Genomic DNA, 21029 nt, shown 5'->3' on the forward strand with positions numbered 1-21029 from the left:
CTCGCAGCTGTTTGAGCGAAGCGAGTTCTGCGAGACCCCGCGAAACGCGAGCACCGCAGGTTGCCCGTAGCGAAGCGCAGGGTCGCAGACAGTGGGGTCGCCTTTTCTTTGCTTACTTTCTTTTGGCGAAGCAAAAGAAAGTAAGTCGCCCGCCGGGGCGAGTCCCGGCCTCGGAAAGCAAACCCACAACAGGAATTCAACGAGCCAGCAAAGCAGGCAAAGCCGAAGCCAACATAGCAACCCCAGACAACGTCAACAAGCTCAACACGATCTTGCGAAACGCCGCTTCACTGATCCCGATATACAACCGAGCCCCTAACAACACCGGCACTGCAACAGCCGCAGCAACGAGCACCAGCAACGGCACAACTGAACGCCCAATGCTCCCGCTAGCCACATGCACCGCAAAGGCCACAGCCAGCATCGAGAGGTTGAAGTTCTGGATCACAGCGCGCTGCGTGTCACGCTGGAAGCCCCGCAGCGTGCACCACAACGTAGGCACGACACCCGAGAAGCCGCCGATGCCCGCCATCACGCCGCCGATGGCACCCGCAACACCGTCCGCCGCGCGACCGCCAAAAGTGATCTTCGGCAAGTGCTGCGACATCAGCATCGCCGGGCACCACAGCACCAGCAGCGTGCCCAGGCACACCTTGAACAGCACGATGTCCAGGTGCGGCAGCAGCCAGACACCGAACGGCACGCCGACCAGGCCGCCGAGCACGAAGGGCCAGAGGATGCGCTTGTCGAAAGTCCGCCGCACCGTGAGCGCCGCGATCACCTGCCCCGTCAGCGCCCCGAACAGGGCGAGCACCGCAGCCAGCTGCGGCTCCAACGTCCAGGCCCACACAGACATCGCGACCATGCCGAAGGCAAAGCCCGACAGGCCCTGCACGAACCCCGCCAGCACAGCGCCGACGATCACATAGACATACAAGGCTTGCATGCGGCCGATGATAGGGGGCCGCCCCCCGCGCCCAAGTCGCTTACGCCGACGCAGGCACCAGCGCCGTGCGCCGCACGCGCCGCACATTGAACGCGCTGGCGATCAGCACACCCTGCACCAGCGCCAGCCCGACGATCACGCTCGTGTACTGGCCGTGGTCCATCAGGCGGCCGAACACCAGCGGCGCCACGGCCTGGCCGATGTCCAGGCCCGCATACACCACGCCGTAGACACGCCCCGTGGCATTGGGCGGTGTCGACTTCTTCACCAGCAGGTCGCGCGACGGCCCGGCGATGCCCGAGACGAAACCCATCGCGCCGAACAGCACCGGCACCATCACCGGCGGAAACTGTGCAAAGGCCAGCACCAGCGCCAGCGCCGCCGCCACGCCGAAGCCCGCGCCCACGATGCGCTCGCAGCGCGACGGATCGGAGGCCAGGAAGCCGCCCACCACCATGCCGGCCGCGCTCGCCACCATGTAGACCGTGAGGCACACCGCCACCAGCGCCACAGGCACGGCGTGCAGATGGCCGGCCGCCACGGGCGCGAAGGTCTGCACCACGCTGATCACGGCGGCGTAGAAAAAGAAGAAGCCGAAGCACATCCACACGGCCGGGATGCGCAGGAAGTCGAACTCGCCGCCCACCGGCGCGGGCTCGCCGTGCCCCGTGGCCTTGTGCACGGCCGCAGCATCGAGCGCCAGCACGCTGCGGTAGATCCACAGGATCAGCAACACCACGATCGCCACCACGCCGGCGGAGGCCAGCGCCACGCGCCACGAGAAGGCAATGGCGATCGGCACCACGAAGGCCGGCGCCAACGCCCAGCCCAGGCTGCCGGTGATGCCGTGCACGCTGTAGGCATGGCCCAGGCGCGTGGGCGCGACCTTGCGGTTGAACAGCGTGTAGTCGACCGGGTGGAACACGCCGTTGCCGATGCCGCCGACCACGGCGCACGCCAGCAGCATCCAGTAGCTCTGCGCCATGGCATAGCCGAAGGCCGCGAGCCCCAGCGCGCCCAGCCCGACGAACAGCACCGGGCGCGGGCCCAGCTTGTCGACGATGAAGCCCGAGGCCGTCTGCACGATGCACGAGACCACGAAGAACACCGTGAGCACCGCGCCGAGTTCGACATAGCTCACCTGGAACGCGTCCTTCAGCCACGGGAACAGCGGCGCCAGGATGAGCTGGCTGAAATGGCTCACCGCATGCGCCAGGCCGACCAGCCCGATCAGTTGGGCGTCGGTGCGCAAAGTGGTGGCGGGAACGGCTGTCGAGGAAGTGGATGACATGGATTGCTACAAAAAACCGGTGCGGGCACCGATGCTATGCGGCACCGACGCGGCAGAATGGCGATACAGCGACAACATTTGTCGAAACCATGCCAAGCGCCGCTCCCCCCCACGCTCCGCCCGCTCCCGAGCCCGCCTCCCCCGCCAAGGCGCGCGGAACGCCCACCGCGCCGACCAACAGCGTGGGCCCGCTCACGCCGCACCTGTACGCCCCCGACGCGGTGCGACCGCTGCGCGCCAAGGAACATTTCCTGAGCGCCGACACGCTGGTCGAGCTGCACGAGCACCCGTGGCCGCAGCTCACGTTCTCCACGCGCGGCGTGATCCGTTTGAGTACGCAGGACGGCAGCTACATCGTGCCGCCGTCGCGCGCGCTGTGGGTGCCGGCCAACATGCCGCACAGCATCACGCTGATCGAAGACGCCGAGCTGCGCACCGTCTACCTGCACGCCTGGATCGCGCCCACCTGGGAGAAGTGCGAGGTGCTCGAGATCAGCCCGCTGCTGCGCGCCCTGATGCTTGCGCTCGACACCACGCCCGACGGCCTGCCCCCGGCCGACCCGCACGCGCCGCAGCGCGAACGCATGATCGCGCCGCTGCTGGTCGACGAGGTCGAGCGCGCCACGCAGATCCGCATCGACGTGCCGCTGCCCTCCGACAAGCGCCTGCGCCAGCTGTGCGAGACGCTGCTGCGCAACCCGGCCGACCGCGCCACGCTGGCCGAGCGCGCCGCCGCCATCGGCGCCAGCGAGCGCACGGTGGCGCGGCTGTTTCGCGACCAGCTCGGCATGAGCTGGCAGCAATGGCGCCAGCAGGCCGTGATGGCGCACGCGCTGCCGCTGCTGGCACGCGGCATGGCCGTGAGCCAGGTGGCGTCGGCCAGCGGCTACGCCACCGACAGCGCCTTCTGCGCCATGTTCAAGGCGGCCACGGGACGCTCGCCCACCTCGTTCCAGCACCGCAAGCGACCGGCCACCCTTTGATGCCGCAGGGCATGGACGGGGCACGCCATGGTGCTCTGGCAAGATCGGCGACCGACACCGACACCATGCACTCACCGATCCCCCTGCACATCGCGGCCGAGGCCAGGCCTGCAACGTGGACCGCCGACATCTGGCTGCGCATCCGCCGCCATTTCCTGCTGAAGGCGGTCGGCACCACGGCCTTCACCTGGCTGTTCTTCATCGGCTACTTCCACCTGCTGCGCAACCCGGCCTTCCCGGTCACGGTGATGCCGCTGACGGCGCTGGACCACCTGATTCCGTTCCAGCCCTACACCCTTGGCGCCTACCTGTCGCTGTGGGTGTACGTGGGCTTTGCGCCGGGGCTGCAGCTCACCTTTCGCGAGCTGGTGGTCTACGGGCTGTGGATCGGCGCGCTGTGCCTGAGCGGCCTGGGCCTCTTCTACTTCTGGCCGACGCAGATCCCGCCGCTGGACATCGACGTCTCGGGCTACCCAGGCTTCGCGATGCTGCAGGGCGTGGACGCGGCGGGCAACGCCTGCCCGTCGATGCACGTGGCGGTCGCCATCTTCACCGCCGTGCGCCTGGCCGACGTGCTGCGCGCGGCGCGCACGCCGTGGCTGTTGCAGGCGATCAACTGGGCCTGGTTTGCCGCCATTGCCTATTCCACGCTGGCGGTCAAGCAGCATGTGGTGCTCGACGCGGTGGCCGGCGCGCTGCTCGGGCTGGCCTTCGCGCTGCCCTCGTTGCGCTGGCGCCCCGGCCCCCGTTGATCCGGGGCCGCCCCGAGGATTTCCCTAAGGTCGAAGCGGATATCATCAATCACCATTGATCATCAACACAGGCCGAACGAGGAAGGGATCGACCCCGTGGCCCGCCACCCGCAAGGGACAGGCAGCCCATCGATCAACGGCGGCACAAGACGACAGGCATCGCAGATGAGTTCGCTGAAGGAATTGCAGGACCTGATCCACGAGAAGTACGGCATCGAACCGTCCAAGCTCGACCCCCACGCCTCGATGCGTGAAACCGGCGGACTCGATTCGCTGGCCCTGGCCGAATTCCTGTTCGCCATCGAAGACCATTTCGGCATCACCATGCCCGACGACGACGCGAGCATCGACACCCTGGCCGAGCTCGCGCAGCTGGTCGACAAGGTCCGTGCCGCCAAGACAGCGTGAGCACGCACGAAGTCGCCGTCACCGGACTGGGCGTCATGGCGCCGCATGGCGACGCGCCCGACGCGCTGTTCGACGCGCTGTTGCAGGGCCGCTCGGCCATCGCCCCGGTCTTTCCCGAACTCCCCAAACCCGCCGCAGCCGCCACGGTCGCCTTCGACGAGACGCGCTGGTTCACCAAGCTGCAGCTCGCGGGCGTCGACCGCGTGAGCCAGCTGGCCGTGGCCGCCGCCGACCTCGCCCTGCGCGACGCGGGCCTGGCGATGAGCGATACCGGCGTCGATGCCGAGCGCGTCGGCGTCTACGCCGGCTGCGGCATGGGCGGCGCCGCCGCGCTCGAGGCCGCCTACCGCGGCAACGGGCGTGTCTCGCCGCTCACCATTCCCGCCTTCATGCCCAACGCGCCGGCCGCCCACGTGGCGATGCGCAACGGCGTGCTGGGCCCGGTGCTCACGTACTCGGTCGCCTGCGCCTCGTCGTCGGTGGCCATCGCCGAGGCCGCCAAGGCGGTGCAGCGCGGCGAGGTCGACATCGCCATCGCGGGCGGCAGCGAAGCGCTGATCGTCCCGGGCGTGGTGCTGGCCTGGCAGGCCATGCAGACGCTGGCCGGCTTCCAGCCCGGCGAAGCGGCCGGCGCGGTGCGCCCCTTTGCCACCGACCGCAGCGGCTTCGCACTGGGCGAAGGCTCGGCCTTCCTCATTCTCGAATCGGCCGAGCGCGCCCGCGCGCGCGGCGCCCGCCGCTACGCCACGCTGGCCGGCTGGGGCCTGAGCAGCGACGCCACCCATCTCACCAAGCCCGACGCACCGGGCCAGGCCCGCGCCCTGCGCGCCGCGCTGCGCCAGGCCGGCCTGCAGCCGCGCGACGTGGGCTACTGCAACGCCCACGGCACGGCCACGCGCATCGGCGACGTGGTCGAGCGCAACGCGCTGGCCGAGGTCTGGGGCGCCGACTTCGACGCCCTGCGCGTCAGCTCGACCAAGGCGCTGCACGGCCACATGCTGGGCGCGGCCGGGGCCATCGAGGCGCTCATCACCGTGCTGGCGCTGCACCGGCGCGAGCTGCCGCCCAACGCGAACTGCCGCGACATCGACCCCGACTGCCGGATGAACCTCGTCGCCCCCGGCGACAGCGCCGCCCCCGGGCTCGAGGCCGCCATCAGCAACTCTTTCGCCTTCGGCGGCACGAACTCCGTGCTGCTGTTCCGCCGGGGCTGAACTGCGTGCTTTTGCGGGCCGTGCGCACCCCGTGGCGCTGTGCCCCGCGCGATAGAGACATTCCGGGCTCTCCGGTATGCTGGTGGGCGCTTCTTCCCCCATGTCCGTCCCAGGAGGCCACCATGCACGTTCGCTCCACATTCGTCGCCCTCGCCCTGCTCGCCGCAGGCGCCTCGGTGCAGGCCAACAACCTGCTCGACCAGCTGAAGGAACAGGCCGGCGCGGCGGTCAACTCGCAGGGCAGCAGCAACAGCGGCGCAGGCGGCTCGGCGCTCAGCAACCTCAGCCTCGGCGGCTTCAAGATGCCCGCCATCGGCTCCAGCACCGTCGGCAGCGCGGCCGGCGTGCTCGAGTACTGCGTCAAGAACAACTACCTCGGCGGCGATGCCGCGTCCGTCAAGGACAAGCTGCTGGCCAAGATCACCGGCCAGAAGAAACAGGAAAACGACTTCGCGAGCGGCGCCAAGGGCCTGCTCAAGGGCGGCGACGGCAAGTCGCTCAACCTCAAGGGGCTGTCGTCGAAGGTCAAGGAAAAGGCCTGCGACTACGTCCTGAAGAACGCGACCTCACTGATCTAGGCTCTTTCTCTCTCTCCCGCTCTCCGCGCGCGGCGTGCCCGCCGTGCGCGCGCCCCGCTTCATGAATCCGGCTTCCCCCTCCTCTTCCCCCGCACCGTCCCTTCGCCAGCGCCTCGCACGCTGGGTTCCCTGCCTCGGCTGGCCCCGCCCGTCCGCCGCGCTGCTGCGCAACGAGGCCATGGCCGGCATCACCGTCGCGCTGATGGTGCTGCCGCAGGGCGTGGCCTATGCGGCGCTGGCCGGCATGCCGCTGGTCACGGGCGTGTACGCGGCGCTGTTCCCGGCGCTCATCGCCGTGATGTTCAGCTCGTCGCAGCGGCTGTCGGTAGGGCCGACCGCGCTCACCAGCCTGCTGGTGGGAGCGTCGCTCGCGCCGCTGGCGGTGGCGGGCAGCGACGAGTGGGTGGCGATGGCGGTGTGGCTCACGCTGATGTCGGGCGCGATCCAGATCGTGCTCGGCGCGGGGCGCTTCGGCTGGCTGCTGCGGCTGGTCAACTCGCCGGTGCTGATCGGCTTCACGCAGGGCGCGGCGGTGCTGATCGCGATCTCGCAGCTGCCTGCGCTGCTGGGCTTCACGGGCCGCACCATCCCGCAGGTGCTGCAGGGCGGGCCGCTGCCCGACCTGACGGCCATCGCCTTCGGCCTGGGCAGCATCGCGGTGCTGTGGCTGGGCAAGCGCTGGGTGCCGCGCTTCCCGACCACGATGGCGCTGGTGGCCGGCGCGGCCGCCATCAGCTGGAGCATCAACTACGCGCTGCGCGGCGGCGCCGTGGTGGGCGCCCTGCCCTCGGGTCTGCCCTCGTTCTACTGGCCCGGCCTGCTGTCGGCGCACACCTTCAGCGCGCTGGTGCTGCCCGCGCTGATGATCACGCTGGTGAGCTTTCTCGAAACCGCGTCGAGCGCCAAGGTCGACAACGGCCGCGCCGGCACGCTGTGGAACGAAAACCAGGACCTGATCGGCCAGGGCCTGGCCAAGCTGGCCTCGGGCTTCACGGGGTCGTTCCCCACCAGCTCGTCGTTCTCGCGCTCGGCCATCACGCTCTATGCGGGCGCGCAGACCGGCTGGGCGACGCTGTTCAGCGTGGCGGTGGTGGCCGGCGCGCTGCTGTGGCTCATGCCGCTGCTGTACCACGTGCCCCAGGCGGTGCTGGCGGCCGTGGTGGTCACGGCCATCCTCGGGCTGGTGAAGCCGTCGAGCTTCACGGCGCTGTGGCGCGTTTCGCGGCTGGAAGCCGGCATCGCCTTCGGCACCTTCGTGCTCACCATCGCCACCGCGCCGAGCATCTACTGGGGCGTGCTGGGCGGCCTGCTCGCCAGCCTGGCGCACTACATGTACCGCCACCTGCACCCGCGCATCATCGAAGTGGGCCTGCACCCCGACGGCAGCCTGCGCGACCGCCACCTCTGGAAGCTGCCGCCGCTCGCGCCGCAGCTGTATGCGGTGCGCATGGACGCCGAACTCGACTTCGCCTCCGCCTCCACGCTGGAACGCGCGCTCACAGTCGCGCTGGCCGAGCGCCCCGACCTGACCGACGTGTGCCTGTTCGCGCAGCCGATCAACCGCATCGACATCACCGGTGCCGAGGTGTTCGGCTCGATCCGCCGGATGATGGAATCCAAGGGCGTGCGCCTGCACCTGAGCGGCATGAAGCTGCCCGCCATGCAGGTGCTGGAACGCGCCGGCCTGCTGGCGCCGGGGCCGATGCTCTTCAGCTACCGCACCGACGCCGAGGCGCTGGCCGCGTTCATGCCGCGCATCGACATGCCCGAAGAGGCCGAAGCCGCGGCCTGACCGCGCGCGCCTCTTCCCCCACACGGGCGCCATGAAAACCACCATCGAAGAACTGGTCGCCTTCCGCGCCGTGGTGGACACCGGCTCGATCACCGCCGCGGCCGACCAGCTGGGCCAGACCGTGTCGGGCATCAGCCGTGCGCTGAGCCGGCTCGAACAGAAGCTCGGCACCACGCTGATGCGCCGCACCACGCGGCGGCTCGAACTCACCGAGGAAGGCGCCGCCTTCCTGCAGCGCACGCGCGCCATCCTCGACGCGATCGACGACGCCGAGGAGCACATGGCCGCGCGCCGCCAGCAGCCCGCCGGGCGCCTGCGCGTGAACGCGGCCTCGCCCTTCATGCTGCACGCCATCGTGCCGCTGGTGCCGGAGTTCCGCCGGCTCTATCCGCAGATCAGCCTCGAACTCGACACCGACGACCTGCCCATCGACCTGCTGGAGCGACGCACCGACGTGGCGATCCGCATCGGCCCGCTGCGCGATTCCACGCTGCACGCGCGCCCGCTCGGCACGCACCGGCTGCGCGTGCTCGCGAGCCCCGCCTACCTCGAGGCCCACGGCAAGCCGCGCAAGGTCGACGAGCTGGCCGGCCACGCGCTGCTGGGCTTCACCCAGCCCGAGTCGCTCAACCGCTGGCCGCTGCGCGGCGTGCATGGCGACGAATGGACCATCGCGCCCACCGTGGTCGCGTCGAGCGGCGAGACGCTGCGCCAGCTCGCGCTGGCCGGCGTGGGCATCGTCTGCCTGTCGGACTTCATGACCGCCGCCGACCGCGCCAGCGGCGCGCTGGTGCAGGTGCTGCCCAAGGACACGGTCGACGTGCGCCAGCCGGTCAATGCGGTGTACTACCGCAACACGCAGCTGTCGGCGCGCATCACCTCGTTCCTCGATTTCCTGTCGCAGCGCATGGGCTGAGTTCAGCCCGGCGGCATCCGCTCGAACTTCGGCAGCGCCGGGTCGAGGAAGTCCCAGGCGTGCCCGCGCACCGCGTACGTGACCGCCTGCGGCCGGTAGCGCCCCGGGTCGTCCAGGCTGGCGGCATGCACGGTGAAGACGCCGGGCATCGCCGCGAAGGTCATATACACGGGCGAGCCGCAGGTCGGGCAGAACGCGCGCGTCTTCATGTTGCCGCTGTCGCCCTTGAGGCTCCACAGCGTGGCCTCGCCGGTCTGCTTCACCTCTGCGCCCGCGAAGCTGAGGTATGAGCCGTGGCCCGTGCCGCTCTTGTGCTGGCAGTCCAGGCACTGGCAGTCGTTCTGGAACACGGGTTCCCCTGAAATCTCGTAGCGGATGGCGCCGCATGCGCAACCGCCGGTGTAGGCCGGGTTCATGGTTCTTGTCCTTTCGAAGTGGTGAAGGGCAATCTAGCCGCGCGAGGGCTGGAGCGGGGAGTAACAAGATCGTCGTGAATCCGGGACGCGCCAGAATCCGGCAGTCACGAAGACGCATCCCCAAGGAAATGCCATGCACGTCGATCTGGTGTCCGAAGCCCAACACGATTCGCTCATCGAGCTGCTGGCCGAACTGCACGCCTTCTACAACGAAGGCGCGCGCGTGCCGCACGACCTGGTGCGCGAGCACCTGCTGGGCAATCTCCTCGCCCCCGGGTCGCCGCACCAGCTGGTAGTGGCATCGACAGACGCACGCACCGTGGTCGGTCTGGCCGCGATCACCTGGGTCTTCTCGCTGGTCGACTTCGCACCGGAACAACGCAGGCACTGCCAGCTCAAGGAGCTCTATGTGAAGTCGGGCCACCGCAGCGCCGGGGCGGGCCGCGCCCTCATGGCGTGGGTCGCGGCGCGCGCCGTCACCCAGGGGTGCCACCGCATCGACTGGCCCGTGAAGGCGACGAATGCGCGGGGCATCGCGTTCTATGAAGGGCTCGGCGCGTTCCAGGTGGCCGAGCGGCTGAGCTACCGGCTGCTGCAGCCGGCCCTGGGCGAACTGGCGGCCTTCACGGCCCCTGCGTGACCGCCACCCGCTCGACCGCCGCCGACGCGATCTCGTAGCCGCTCACGCCCATGTCGGCCGATGCGTAGCGCGCCGCCTTCAGCGTGCCGCTCACGCGCACCGTGTCCATGGCGTGCAGCCCCTTCACGGGCGCGGGCGCGATCACATGGACGATCTGGTTGGCGGGCGGTGGCGGGGTGTGGATGCAGGCGCCGAAATACGGCACCAGCAAAAACTCGCGGATGCCGTCTTGCGTGGCATCGAGCGGCACGACGAAACCCGAGAGCCTGGCGGGCTTGCCGTCGAGCGCGACGTTGACCGGCGCGTTGTCCCAGACGGCCCGCATCTCGTCGAGCATCTGGATCGCGCGCGGGTCGTTGTCGCGCAGCGCTTCGAGGCTGATGTTGCGGTAGCGCTGGGTCGGGTCCCACTCCTTGGGCACCAGCGCGTCCCAGGCCATCTCCTGCGCGGCCGGCGCGCTGGCCGCGCCCTGCCCCTGGGCCGCGTCCGGGCTGCAGGCGGACAGCAGGCTGCCCGCGACAGCCATCAGCAGCACCATTCCCGTGCGACGAACAAAAACACTCATGGCCCCGATTGTGCTTGCCGAAGGTGACACAGCGCTCGGGGCGGGCCGGAAGACCTGCCCTGAAACGAATGGGCACACATGGCAAAAAGGCGGGCGCCGCGCCAGAATGCCGCACCACGACCACGAGGAGATCCGCATGGCACCCACAGGATGGCTTGGATTGACGTCACTCGGCACGGTTCACACCGCGATCAGCCTGATCGCCGTGTTCGCAGGCATCTGGGCCCTGCTGCGCTACAAGGAAATCACCCTGCGCACCGGCCTGGGCCAGGTCTTCGTCTGGGCCACGGTGCTGACCTGCCTCACGGGCTTCGGCATCTTCCAGCACGGCGGCTTCGGCAAGCCGCATGCGCTGGGCATCATCACTTTGGTGGCGCTGGCCGTCGGCGCGCTGGCGGGGTACGGGCGGCTCGGGCCAAAGTCGCGCTACATCGAAGCCGTCGCCTATTCGGCGAGCTTTCTCTTCCACTGGATTCCGGCCTTCACCGAGACGCTGACGCGCTTTCCGCTGGGCGCGCCGCTGCTGCCGAACGCCGAGGCGCCCGAACTGAAGGCGATCACCGCGGTGCTCGGCGCGCTGTACGTGGTCGGCGTGACGCTGCAGATCAAGCGGCTGCGCGGCGACAAGCCCGTCAGTCCTGCACCCGCCCGCGCAGGCTCTTGATCTGCGAACGCTGGCTCTTGCCTTCGAGCCGGCGCTGCTTCGAACCGTAGGTGGGCTTGGTGGCGCGCCGCACGCGCGGCGGCGTGGCCACGCTGTCGATCACCGCCTGCAGCCGCGCGAGCGCGTCGGCGCGGTTCATCTCCTGCGTGCGGTGCTGCTGCGCCTTGAGCACGAACACGCCTTCCTGCGTGATGCGGCTGTCGCGCAGGGCGAGCAGCCGCTCCTTCACGTCGGCGGGCAGCGAGCTGGCGTGAATGTCGTAGCGCAGGTGCACCGCGCTCGACACCTTGTTGACGTTCTGCCCGCCCGCACCCTGCGCACGGATGGCGCTGATCTCGACTTCGTCGGGGTCGATCAGGAGTGGGGGGCGGAGCATGCCCGCGAGTGTGCCCTCAAACGCGCTCGAAGACGGCGGCAATACCTTGGCCGCCACCGATGCACATCGTGACGAGCGCATAGCGGCCGCCGGTGCGGTGCAGCTCGGCGATCGCCTTCGTCGTGATGATCGCGCCGGTCGCGCCCACCGGGTGGCCCAGCGAAATGCCGGAGCCGTTGGGGTTCACCTTGGCGGGATCGAAGCCCAGCTCCTTGATGACCGCGCAGGCCTGCGCCGCAAAAGCTTCGTTCGACTCGATCACATCGAAGTCGCCGACCTTCAGGCCCGTGCGCTCCAGCACCTTGCGCGTGGCCGGCACCGGGCCGATGCCCATGTACGCCGGCTCGACGCCCGCGTGCGCATAGCCCACGAGGCGCGCCAGCGGCTTCAGGCCCAGCGCCTTCACGCGGCCACCTTCGGCCAGCACCACGGCGGCGGCGCCGTCGTTGATGCCCGAGGCGTTGCCGGCGGTCACGAGGCCGTCCTTCTTGAAGGCGGGCTTCATCTTCGACAGCGTGTCGACGGTGGTGTCGGCGCGCACGTGCTCGTCGGTGTCGAACAGCACGACGCCCTTGCGCGTCTTCACCTCGACCGGAACGATCTGATCCTTGAAGCGGCCCGCGGCAATGGCGGCGGCGGCGCGCTGCTGGCTGGTCACGGCCAGTTCGTCCATCTGCTCGCGCGTGATGCCGTAGCGCGCGGCCACGTTCTCGGCCGTGATGCCCATGTGGATCTTCTCCCACGGGTCGTGCAGGATGCCCAGCATGTAGTCGACCAGCACCGCGTCGCCCATGCGTGCGCCGTAGCGGGCCGAGGTGTCGAAGTACGGGCCGCGGCTCATCGATTCGGAGCCGCCGCCGATGGCGATGTCGCAGTCGCCCAACGCAATGGCCTGCGCCGCCGACACGATGGCCTGCAGGCCCGAGCCGCACAGGCGGTTGACGTTGAAGGCCGGCGTCTCGATCGGGCAGCCCGCGTCGATGGCGGCCACGCGGCTCAGGTAGGCGTCCTTCACGTCGGTGGGGATCACGTTGCCCATGACCACATGGCCGATGGCGTCGGCGGCCACGCCGCTGCGCTCGATGGCGGCCTTGACGGCGGTGGTGGCCAGTTGCGTGTTGGGCACGTCCTTGAGCGCGCCGCCGAAGGTGCCGATGGCGGTGCGGGCGGTGCCGACCACGAAGATGTCGCGTGAAGTCATGGGATGGATCTCCTAGATTGAAAAAACGAAAACAGCGAATGCTTCAGCGGCCGGTGAAGGCCGCGGGCTTCTTGCCGAAAAAGGCATCGAGGCCGATGCGGAAATCGGCGGTGGCGGCGCACGACTGGAACGCGGCCGACTCGGCGTCGAGCTGGCTCGCCAGGTCGCGGTCGAGCGAGCCACGCATCAGCCGGCGCAGGTGGCCCAGCGCCACGGTCGGGCCCTTGGCCAGCCGCTGCGCGAGCGCCATCGCCTCGGCTTCGAGCTCGGCCGCGGGCACCACGCGGTTGATGAGGCCCATACGCTCGGCGGCGGCGGTGTCGTAGGTGTCGCCGAGCATCGCGATCTCCAGCGCGCGGCGCATGCCGACCAGGCGCGGCAGCGCCCACGAGGCACCGACGTCGCAGCTGGTGCCGACGTTCACGTACGCCAGGTTGAAGCGCGTGCCCTCGGCCGCGAGCACGAAGTCGGCCTGCAGCATCAGGCTCAGGCCGGCGCCGGCCGCCACGCCGTGCACCTGCGCGACCAGCGGCGCGTCCATGGCGTCGAGCACGGTCAGCGCTTCATGCAGCGGGCCGATGAGGTCGGCCGCGCCCTGCTTCGGGTCGGCGCTGAGCACGCCGAGGTCGCCGCCGGCCATGAAGCCCTTGCCCGCGCCGCTCAGCAGCACGGCGCGCACGCTCCTGTCGGCAGCCAGGGTGCGGGCGGCGGCGAGGAAGGCGGTGGCCATCGGCACGTCGATGGCATTGAGCGCGGCCGGCCGGTTGAAGCGCAGCGTGGCCACCGCGCCTTCGCGGCCCACCAGGAGGGGCGAAGAAGAAGTCTCTGAAGTCATGGGTTCGCTTTCGTTGGGGCGCGCTGCAGCACGCCGTTGAGCAGCAGCTCGATGCCCTGGTCGGCGATCTGGTCGGGCGTGAGGTCGCCGTCGGGGCGGTACCAGCGGCCGATCCAGCTCAGCGCGCCGGCCAGCATGAAGGCCGCCATCTTCGGGTCGCAGGGCGCGAGCGCGCCTTCGGCCACGCCCTCCTCGATGAGGCGGCGGAAATGCCCGTCGATGCCGGCCTTGAGGCGGCGCAGTTCCTTCTTGAGCGGATCGGGCAGCGGGTCTTCGCCGATGCGGATCACGCACATGCCGAAGTCCTGCGTGACCACGCCCGAGTAGATGCGCATGCAGGCCTTGAGCTGGTCGATCGCGCTGCCGCCCGCGGCGCGCACCTCGCCGATGCCGGTCTGCATGAGGTCCAGCGCCATCTTCACGCACTCGAGCAGGATCTGGTCCTTGTTCTCGATGTAGTAGTACAGCGTGGGCTTGCTCACGTTGAGTCGCTCGGCAATGTCGTCGAGCGAGGTCGCGTGGAAGCCGCGCTCGTTGAAGAGCTGGGCAGCCGTGCGCAACACGGCCATGCGCTTGACCTCGCGCTGCTGCGCACGGCGGTCGGCAGGCGCCCACGGGGAGGCTGAAGCAGGAACGGCGGTGGAACGGGGCATGGGGTTTGTGCGGGCGGGGAAAGTCCCGATGCCGCGAACTGCGGCGAACACGGACATTACCGGCCAGTAGGAATTTTACGGGCCAGTAGCATTTCGCTGCTGGACACAAACCCTGACCTTGCGGCGCGCCCCTTAGCCATGCCTGACGAGACTCGACGGGATACCTCCATGTCCGCACCTTCCGCCACGGCCCCGGTGCTGCAGGCCGAGGCGTTGACGCTGGCATTCGGCGGGGTGAAGGCCTTGACCAACGTCGGCTTCAGCGTCGCGCCCGGCTCCATCACCGCGGTGATCGGGCCCAACGGCGCGGGCAAGACCTCGCTGTTCAACACCATCTCGGGCTTCTACAAGCCCTCGCAGGGCCGCGTGCTGTTCGAGGGCGCCGACATCACCCGCCTGCCCGCCCCCAAGCGCGCCGCGCTCGGCTTGGCGCGCAGCTTCCAGAACATCGCGCTGTTCCGCGGCATGACCGTGCTCGACAACATCAAGCTCGGGCGCCACGCGCACCTGAAGACCAATGTGTTCGACGCCCTCTTCTACCTGGGCCGGGCACGCCGCGAAGAGGCCGAGCTGCGCCGCGACGTCGAAGAACGCATCATCGATTTCCTCGAGATCGACCACATCCGCCACGCCTCGGTGGCCGCCCTGCCCTACGGCCTGCAGAAGCGCGTGGAAATGGCGCGTGCGCTGGCCATGCAGCCCAAGGTGCTGATGCTCGACGAACCCGTGGCCGGCATGAACCGCGAAGAAACCGAAGACATGGCGCGCTTCATCCTCGACGTGCGGCGCGAGTGGGGCATCACGGTGCTGATGGTGGAGCACGACATGGGCATGGTGATGGACCTGTCGGACCACGTGGTGGTGCTCAACTTCGGCCAGGTCATCGCGCAAGGCACGCCCGCGCAGGTGCAGGCCGACCCGGAAGTGATCCGCGCCTACCTCGGCGCAGGCGACGTGGGCGAGCTGCGTCGCCGGCTGCGCGGCGAAGCTGCCGTGGGAGCCGCCTGATGGATTGGGCTTACCTCTTCGAGATCGCACTCACCGGCATCGCCGGCGGCGGCCTGTATGCGCTGGCGGCGCTGGCCTTCGTGCTGGTCTACAAGGCGACGCGCGTGGTCAACATCGCCATCGGCGAGATGCTGATGGTCGGCGCCTACCTGTTCTTCACCTTCGCCGCGAGCTTCTCGCTGCCGATCTGGATGGCGGTGCTGGGCTCGGTGATCGGCACCGGCCTGCTGGGCGCGGTGATCGAGCGCACCATGATCCGCCCGCTGCTAGGCGAGCCGCCGATCTCGGTGTTCATGGTGACGGTCGGTCTCGCGTCGATCCTCGTCGGGCTGGTCGAAATCATCTGGACCGCCGACCAGCGCCGCCTGCCCGAGTTCCTGCCCAACACGCCCGTGATGATCGGCGAGGCCTTCCTGGCGCCCAAGATCGCCTACGGCGCGCTGATCGCCGTGGTGCTGATCGGGCTCGTGCTGCTGCTGTTCCGCTTCTGGCGTGGCGGCGTGGCGCTGCGGGCCACGGCCTCGGACCAGGCCGCTGCGTACTCGATGGGCATCCACGTGCCGCGCGTGTTCTCGCTGGCCTGGGTGGCCTCGGCCATGATCGCGGCGGTGGCCGGCATCATCGTGGGCGCCATCGGCGGCATCTCGTCGTCGATGGGCGTGTTCGGGCTGTCGGTGCTGGTGGTGGTGATCGTCGGCGGGCTCGACAGCGTGCTGGGCGCACTCGTCGGCGGCGTGCTCATCGGGCTGATCGAGGCGCTGGCCGGCTCCTACCTGGGCGGCGAATACAAGCTGCTCGCCACCTTCATCGTGCTGGTGTTCGTGCTGATGGTGCGGCCGTACGGGCTCTTCGGCACGCACGAGATCGAGAGGCTCTAGCCATGCGCATCGGCACCCTCAAGCAAAGCTACATCGCCGACGCGGCGCTGTTCGATTCGCGCACGCAGAAGGTGTGGCTCGCGATCGGCACGGCACTGCTGGTGCTGTTTCCCTTCATGGCCAGCGACTACTGGCTGTACCTCGCGTGCCTCGTCGCCATCAACGTCGCAAGCGCCACGGGCCTGAACATCCTCACGGGCTACACGGGCCTCGTGAGCCTGGGCCAGGCCGCGTTCATGGGGCTGGGTGCGTACACCGTCGCGATCATGCAGACGCGGCTGGGCACGCCCTTCCTGCTGAACATCCTCGCGGGCGGCGTGGTCGCCATGCTCGGCGGGCTCGTCGTCGGCATCCCGTCGCTGCGCGTGAAGGGCCTGTACCTGGCCATCGCGACCATCGCCGCGTCGTTCATCACGCACTTTCTGTTCGCCAACCTCAAGCTCACGGGCGGCACCACCGGCATCTCGCTGCCGCCCGCGCAGCTCTTCGGCCTGCCGCTGGACACCTCGTTTCGCCTGTACTGGGTGATCGTGCCGGTGATGGTGCTCATGGTGCTCGGTGCGGCCAACCTGTTTCGCACGCGCGTGGGGCGCGCCTTCATCGCCATCCGCGACCGCGACATCTCGGCCGAGGTGCTGGGCATTCCGCTGCTGCGCTACAAGCTGCTGTCCTTCGGGCTGTCGTCGTTCTACGCGGGCGTGGCGGGTGGCCTGTGGGCCTACTTCTTCCGCGTGGTCACGCCCGAGAGCTTTCCGCTCCTGATGTCGATCTTCTTCCTGGCCGCCATCATCGTCGGCGGCATGGGCACCATCCCGGGCGGCATCTTCGGCGCCGTGTTCATGACCATGGTGCCCGAGCTGCTCAAGCTGGTGGTCGACCTGCTGCCGGGCGGCGTCGAGATGACCGTGTTCCTCTCGCCGGTGCGCACCGTCGTCTTCGGCCTGCTGATCGTCGGATTTCTGGTGTTCGAGCCGCACGGGCTCGCAGAAGTGTGGCGGCGCCTGCGCCGCTTTTTCCATCTATGGCCGTTTCGTAACTAGAACCAGGAGACACACATGCCCAAGACAACGAAGAAGCTTTCCCCCCAGCGCCGCGCCCTGCTGATCGCCGCGGGCCTGGCCGCCGCCGTGCCGTTCGCGGCGAACGCGCAAGGCAACGAAGACATCGTCATCGGCGGCTCGATCCCGATGACCGGCGTGTTCGCCTTCGCGGGCGTGGGCATCAACGCCGGCATTGCCGACTACGTGAAGATGGTCAACGACGCGGGCGGCATCAAGGGCCGCAAGCTGCGCTACGTGCCGGAAGACACGGGCTACAAGGTCGACGTGTCGGTGGCGGCCTTCAAGAAGATCACGAGCCAGAACAAGGTCAACCTCTACTACGGCGACTCCACCGGTTTCTCCAAGACCATCAACCCCGAGCTGGACCGCGGCGGCCAGATTTTGATGGCGGGCGCCTCGTTCGCCACCGAGCTCAACGACCCGGCCAAGTACCCGAATCAGTTCCTGGTCGGCCCCGACTACACCGAGCAGATCGGCATCCTGCTGCGCCACATCGCCAAGGAAAAGCCGGGCGCGAAGGTGGCCTTCGTGTACTCCGACTCCGAGTTCGGCCGCGACCCCATCGAGGCCAGCGAAGCCGCTGCCAAGAAGCTGGGCCTGAGCGTGCCGGTGAAGCTCATGACGCCCGCGGGCAGCGTCGACGTGTCGACCGAGGTCATCAAGCTGCGCCGCGCCGCGCCCGACTACACGATCTTCCACGGCTACATCCTGGCGCCCATTCCCGAGTTCGTGCAGCAGGGCAAGCAGATGGGCATGACCAGCAAGTGGATGGGCACCTTCTGGACCATGGACAGCTCCACCGTCATGAAGATGGGCGAAGGCGGCGACGGCTTCATGGGCGTCATGCCCTACCGCTACTACTACGACACCTCGGCCAAGGCGCCGATGCTCGACAAGATCCGCGCGCTGCGGCCCGAGTACCAGAGCACGGCCTACACGCAGGGCTTCCTCACGGCGATGCTGTTCACCGAGGCCGCCAAGCGCACGCTCGACGCCGGCAAGCCGCTGGACGGCAAGAACCTGAAGGCCGCGCTCAACACCATCAAGGACTTCGACACCGGCGGGATCATCGGCACGCCGATCACCATCAAGGGCAATTCGATTCCCGTGGGCCGCGTCTACAAGGCCGACATGAAGGCCCAGAAGATGGTGCCGGCGTCGGACTGGATCGCACTGAACTGATCGATCGACACGATGGACGCGCGCGCGGCACCGCCTGACCTCGTTCTGGAGGTCAACAACATCGAGGTGGTCTACAACAAGGTCGTGCAGGTGCTGCGCGGCCTGTCGCTGGCCGTGCCGCGCGGACAGATCGTGGCGCTGCTGGGCAGCAACGGCGCGGGCAAGTCGACCACGCTGAAGGCGGTGTCGGGCCTGCTCGCGCTGGAAGACGGCGAGGTCGAGGCCGGACGCATCGTGTTCGATGGCGCACCGACCGAGCGGCTCGCGCCGCAGCAGCTGGTGCGGCGCGGCCTGAGCCATGTGATGGAAGGCCGGCGCGTGTTCGAGGACCTCACGGTCGAAGAGAACCTGGTCGCCGCGACCTACGCGCTGACCGGGCGCACGGGCGTCGCGCCGGCGTCGCGCAACTTCGACGACGTCTATGCCTACTTCCCTCGCCTGCACGAGCGCCGCAAGGGCCTTGCGGGCTATCTTTCGGGCGGCGAGCAGCAGATGCTCGCCATCGGGCGTGCGCTGGTGGCGCAGCCTCAATTGATATTGCTCGACGAGCCCTCGCTGGGCCTGTCGCCCAAGCTCGTCGAAGACATCTTCACGATCATCGCGCGCATCAACGCCGAGCGCGGCACCTCGATGCTGCTGGTGGAACAGAACGCCAGCGTGGCACTGGCCATCGCCCACACGGGCTACATCATGGAAAGCGGCAAGGTCGTGATCGACGGCAGCGCCGAGCGCCTCGCGGCCGACCCCGATGTGCGCGAGTTTTACCTGGGCGTGGGCGGCAGCGGCGAATCGCGCAGCTTCCGCGAGCTGAAGCACTACAAGCGCCGCAAGCGCTGGCTGTCATGACGACGAACCCGCTCCCTTCGCTCACGCTGCCGCAGATGCTGCGCGAGCAGGCACGCCTGCAGCCGCAGCGCATCGCGATCCGGCAGAAGGACTTCGGCATCTGGCACCCGCTGGACTGGGCCGGCTACCTGCAGCGCGCCAGCCGCTTCGGCCTGGGCCTGCACGCGATGGGCCTCGCGCCCGGCGGGCACCTGGGCGTGATCTCGGAGAACCGCGTCGAGTGGCTGCTCGCGCAGATGGGCGCGGGGCTCATCGGCGCCGTGACCGTGGGCGTGTACCCCACCAGCCCGAGCAACGAGGTCGCCTACGTGGTCGGCCATGCGGACATCGAGGTGATCGTCTGCGAGGACCAGGAGCAGACCGACAAGGTGCTCGACGCCCTCGACCAGTTGCCGCGCCTGCGCAAGATCGTCGTGATCGAGACCAAGGGCCTCGCGAGCTACCCACCCGAAGTGCGCGAACGCATCGCGACCTTTGCGGAAGTCGAGCAGGCCGGCACCGAGGTGCTGGCACGCGACGGCACCGCGCTCATCGACGCCGCGCTGCAGCGCCAGACGCTGGCCGACATCGGTTTGATGATCTACACCTCGGGCTCCACGGGCAAGCCCAAGGGCGCGATGATTTCGTACCGCAACATCCGCGGGGTCGTGCCCGGCATCGTCGATCGGCTCGGGCTCGACGGCAGCACCACGCACCTGTCGTACCTGCCGCTGTGCCACGTCGCCGAGCAGATGCTCACGGCCTTCGTGCCGCTGTACCTGGGCTCGCAGGTCAACTTCGGCGAATCGATCCGCACCGTGCAGGAAGACCTGCGCGAGGTGGCGCCCACCATGTTCCTCGGCGTGCCGCGCATCTGGGAAAAGCTGCACGCGGGCATCAGCATCAAGATGCAGGAAACCGGGCGGCTGCAGCGCGCCCTGTTCCACAAGGCCATCGAGGCCTGCGCGCCGCTGGCCGAGAAGCCGCGCAGCGCCTGGACGCTGGCCGAGCGCGGCCGCTTCGCCCTCGCCTACTGGACCGTACTGCGCGCGCTGCAGAACTTCATCGGCCTGCGCCGCGTGCGCATCGCGCTCACGGGCGCCGCGCCGATTCCCGCGGACGTGGTGCGCTTCTTTCGCACGCTGGGCGTGCCGCTGGTCGAGGTGTACGGCCTCACCGAATCGACCGGCATGGTCTCGGGCCACCGCGCGGACGCCGTGACCATCGGCACCGTCGGGCCACCGACGCTGGGCACCGAGCACCGCGTGGGCGAAGCCGGCGAGCTGCTGGTGCGCGGCGACATGGTGTTCGAGGGCTACTACAAGAACCCCGAGGCCACGGCCTCATCGATCCGCGATGGCTGGCTGCACACGGGCGACGTGGTGCGCGAGGAAGCCGGCGGGCAGCTGCGCATCGTCGACCGGCTGAAGGACATCATGATCACCGCCGGCGGCAAGAACCTCACGCCCTCGGAGATCGAGAACACCATGAAGGGCAGCCCCTTCATCAAGGAATGCATCGTGGTGGCGGACGGCCGCAAGTTCGTCGGCGCGCTGCTGCAGATCGACTACGAAACGGTCGGCAAATGGGCCGAAGCCCAGCGCCTGCCGTTCACGCATTTCCGCTCGCTGGTGGAAGAACCCAAGGTGCGCGCGCTGATCGAGGCCGAAGTGGCGCGCGGCAACGGGAAGCTGGCGCAGGTGTCGCAGATCAGACGTTTTCATCTGCTCACCAAAGAGTTGGACCATGACGACGGTGAAGTCACCGCAACCATGAAGGTGCGGCGCTCCAGCATCTACAAGGCCTACGCCAACGAGATCGAGGCGCTGTACAGCGCCTGATCGG

23 protein-coding genes are annotated in these 21029 nt (G+C 68.9%); 15 read left to right on the forward strand and 8 right to left on the reverse strand.

Translation table 11 applies throughout. The features are described 5' to 3' along the window. Nucleotides 1-196 precede the first annotated feature (196 nt). Together AC07O4_RS23900 and AC07O4_RS23905 are read right to left on the reverse strand one after the other, a co-directional pair. The gene (locus tag AC07O4_RS23900; protein WP_492732408.1) at nucleotides 197-946 is read right to left on the reverse strand and encodes a sulfite exporter TauE/SafE family protein; all 750 of its coding nucleotides are present in this window, start codon (nucleotides 944-946) and stop codon (nucleotides 197-199) included. Between the two features lie 40 nt (nucleotides 947-986). Further along, a complete protein-coding gene (locus tag AC07O4_RS23905; protein ID WP_495305852.1) occupies nucleotides 987-2237 on the reverse strand; it encodes an MFS transporter in 1251 nt (416 codons plus the stop codon). Between the two features lie 89 nt (nucleotides 2238-2326). Here AC07O4_RS23905 and AC07O4_RS23910 point away from each other — a divergent pair, with 89 nt between their 5' ends. The 7 genes from AC07O4_RS23910 to AC07O4_RS23940 all read left to right on the forward strand — a co-directional run bounded on the left by AC07O4_RS23910 (nucleotide 2327) and on the right by AC07O4_RS23940 (nucleotide 8880). Continuing rightward, nucleotides 2327-3220: an AraC family transcriptional regulator gene (locus tag AC07O4_RS23910; RefSeq protein WP_495305853.1), complete on the forward strand. Its 894-nt coding sequence runs from the start codon at nucleotides 2327-2329 to the stop codon at nucleotides 3218-3220. Nucleotides 3221-3285: 65 nt separating this feature from the next. After that, nucleotides 3286-3972 (forward strand): phosphatase PAP2 family protein, encoded by a 687-nt coding sequence (locus tag AC07O4_RS23915; RefSeq protein WP_062473052.1) that lies wholly within the window; start codon nucleotides 3286-3288, stop codon nucleotides 3970-3972. Nucleotides 3973-4137: 165 nt separating this feature from the next. Then, nucleotides 4138-4380 (forward strand): acyl carrier protein, encoded by a 243-nt coding sequence (locus AC07O4_RS23920; protein ID WP_062472943.1) that lies wholly within the window; start codon nucleotides 4138-4140, stop codon nucleotides 4378-4380. Beyond that, nucleotides 4377-5594, forward strand: coding sequence for a beta-ketoacyl-[acyl-carrier-protein] synthase family protein (locus AC07O4_RS23925; protein ID WP_495305854.1), 1218 nt, complete (start codon nucleotides 4377-4379; stop codon nucleotides 5592-5594). The genes AC07O4_RS23920 and AC07O4_RS23925 overlap by 4 nt, the downstream gene beginning before the upstream one ends. A 122-nt stretch (nucleotides 5595-5716) precedes the next feature. Then, complete coding sequence (locus AC07O4_RS23930; protein ID WP_369647630.1) at nucleotides 5717-6172, forward strand: DUF2501 domain-containing protein; 456 nt, start codon at nucleotides 5717-5719, stop codon at nucleotides 6170-6172. 61 nt (nucleotides 6173-6233) lie between these two features. Then, on the forward strand, nucleotides 6234-7964 hold the full coding sequence (locus AC07O4_RS23935; protein WP_495305855.1) for a SulP family inorganic anion transporter: 1731 nt from the start codon (nucleotides 6234-6236) through the stop codon (nucleotides 7962-7964). A 31-nt stretch (nucleotides 7965-7995) separates the two neighbouring features. After that, entirely contained in the window at nucleotides 7996-8880 is an 885-nt protein-coding gene (locus AC07O4_RS23940) for a LysR family transcriptional regulator (RefSeq protein WP_070059579.1), read from the forward strand. Nucleotides 8881-8882: 2 nt separating this feature from the next. On the opposite strand, the gene AC07O4_RS23945 is transcribed toward AC07O4_RS23940, so the two are convergent. Continuing rightward, nucleotides 8883-9296 (reverse strand): GFA family protein, encoded by a 414-nt coding sequence (locus AC07O4_RS23945; RefSeq protein WP_307586142.1) that lies wholly within the window; start codon nucleotides 9294-9296, stop codon nucleotides 8883-8885. Nucleotides 9297-9429: 133 nt separating this feature from the next. Between AC07O4_RS23945 and AC07O4_RS23950 the strand changes: the two genes are divergently transcribed. After that, on the forward strand, nucleotides 9430-9936 hold the full coding sequence (locus tag AC07O4_RS23950) for a GNAT family N-acetyltransferase (protein ID WP_495305856.1): 507 nt from the start codon (nucleotides 9430-9432) through the stop codon (nucleotides 9934-9936). Here the strand turns inward: AC07O4_RS23950 and AC07O4_RS23955 are convergent. Beyond that, nucleotides 9920-10501 (reverse strand): DUF3299 domain-containing protein, encoded by a 582-nt coding sequence (locus AC07O4_RS23955; RefSeq protein WP_139706795.1) that lies wholly within the window; start codon nucleotides 10499-10501, stop codon nucleotides 9920-9922. The genes AC07O4_RS23950 and AC07O4_RS23955 overlap by 17 nt on opposite strands. Nucleotides 10502-10637: 136 nt before the next feature. Here AC07O4_RS23955 and AC07O4_RS23960 point away from each other — a divergent pair, with 136 nt between their 5' ends. After that, a complete protein-coding gene (locus tag AC07O4_RS23960; RefSeq protein WP_495305857.1) occupies nucleotides 10638-11165 on the forward strand; it encodes a DUF2306 domain-containing protein in 528 nt (175 codons plus the stop codon). Here AC07O4_RS23960 and arfB read toward each other — a convergent pair. From arfB to AC07O4_RS23980, 4 genes are read right to left on the reverse strand one after another with little or no spacing between them, the layout of a single operon-like run. After that, nucleotides 11134-11541 (reverse strand): alternative ribosome rescue aminoacyl-tRNA hydrolase ArfB, encoded by a 408-nt coding sequence (gene arfB, locus AC07O4_RS23965; RefSeq protein ID WP_062472954.1) that lies wholly within the window; start codon nucleotides 11539-11541, stop codon nucleotides 11134-11136. The two genes, AC07O4_RS23960 and arfB, sit on opposite strands and share 32 nt — an antisense overlap. Nucleotides 11542-11557: 16 nt before the next feature. After that, the gene (locus AC07O4_RS23970; RefSeq protein WP_495305858.1) at nucleotides 11558-12742 is read right to left on the reverse strand and encodes an acetyl-CoA C-acyltransferase family protein; all 1185 of its coding nucleotides are present in this window, start codon (nucleotides 12740-12742) and stop codon (nucleotides 11558-11560) included. A gap of 43 nt (nucleotides 12743-12785) precedes the next feature. Next, nucleotides 12786-13577 (reverse strand): enoyl-CoA hydratase/isomerase family protein, encoded by a 792-nt coding sequence (locus tag AC07O4_RS23975; RefSeq protein WP_495305859.1) that lies wholly within the window; start codon nucleotides 13575-13577, stop codon nucleotides 12786-12788. Continuing rightward, nucleotides 13574-14230 carry a TetR/AcrR family transcriptional regulator gene (locus AC07O4_RS23980; protein WP_235926668.1) on the reverse strand — a complete coding sequence of 219 codons (657 nt, stop codon included), beginning with the start codon at nucleotides 14228-14230 and terminating at the stop codon, nucleotides 13574-13576. Before AC07O4_RS23980 ends, AC07O4_RS23975 begins: the two co-directional genes overlap by 4 nt. A 168-nt stretch (nucleotides 14231-14398) precedes the next feature. Here AC07O4_RS23980 and AC07O4_RS23985 point away from each other — a divergent pair, with 168 nt between their 5' ends. The 6 genes from AC07O4_RS23985 to AC07O4_RS24010 are packed head-to-tail and all read left to right on the forward strand — an operon-like array spanning nucleotide 14399 to nucleotide 21025. Next, nucleotides 14399-15238 (forward strand): ABC transporter ATP-binding protein, encoded by an 840-nt coding sequence (locus tag AC07O4_RS23985; protein ID WP_354347120.1) that lies wholly within the window; start codon nucleotides 14399-14401, stop codon nucleotides 15236-15238. Further along, nucleotides 15238-16116 carry a branched-chain amino acid ABC transporter permease gene (locus AC07O4_RS23990; protein ID WP_062472963.1) on the forward strand — a complete coding sequence of 293 codons (879 nt, stop codon included), beginning with the start codon at nucleotides 15238-15240 and terminating at the stop codon, nucleotides 16114-16116. Before AC07O4_RS23985 ends, AC07O4_RS23990 begins: the two co-directional genes overlap by 1 nt. 2 nt (nucleotides 16117-16118) lie before the next feature. After that, nucleotides 16119-17156 (forward strand): branched-chain amino acid ABC transporter permease, encoded by a 1038-nt coding sequence (locus AC07O4_RS23995; protein ID WP_495305860.1) that lies wholly within the window; start codon nucleotides 16119-16121, stop codon nucleotides 17154-17156. A gap of 15 nt (nucleotides 17157-17171) precedes the next feature. Then, nucleotides 17172-18359, forward strand: a complete 1188-nt coding sequence (locus AC07O4_RS24000; protein WP_307586122.1) for an ABC transporter substrate-binding protein — start codon at nucleotides 17172-17174, stop codon at nucleotides 18357-18359. 12 nt (nucleotides 18360-18371) lie between these two features. Further along, complete coding sequence (locus tag AC07O4_RS24005; RefSeq protein ID WP_095744716.1) at nucleotides 18372-19205, forward strand: ABC transporter ATP-binding protein; 834 nt, start codon at nucleotides 18372-18374, stop codon at nucleotides 19203-19205. Then, the gene (locus AC07O4_RS24010) at nucleotides 19202-21025 is read left to right on the forward strand and encodes an AMP-dependent synthetase/ligase (RefSeq protein ID WP_492695261.1); all 1824 of its coding nucleotides are present in this window, start codon (nucleotides 19202-19204) and stop codon (nucleotides 21023-21025) included. Before AC07O4_RS24005 ends, AC07O4_RS24010 begins: the two co-directional genes overlap by 4 nt. The last annotated feature ends 4 nt before the right edge of the window (nucleotides 21026-21029 follow it).

Source organism: Variovorax sp. GW821-FHT09D04 (assembly GCF_059416405.1).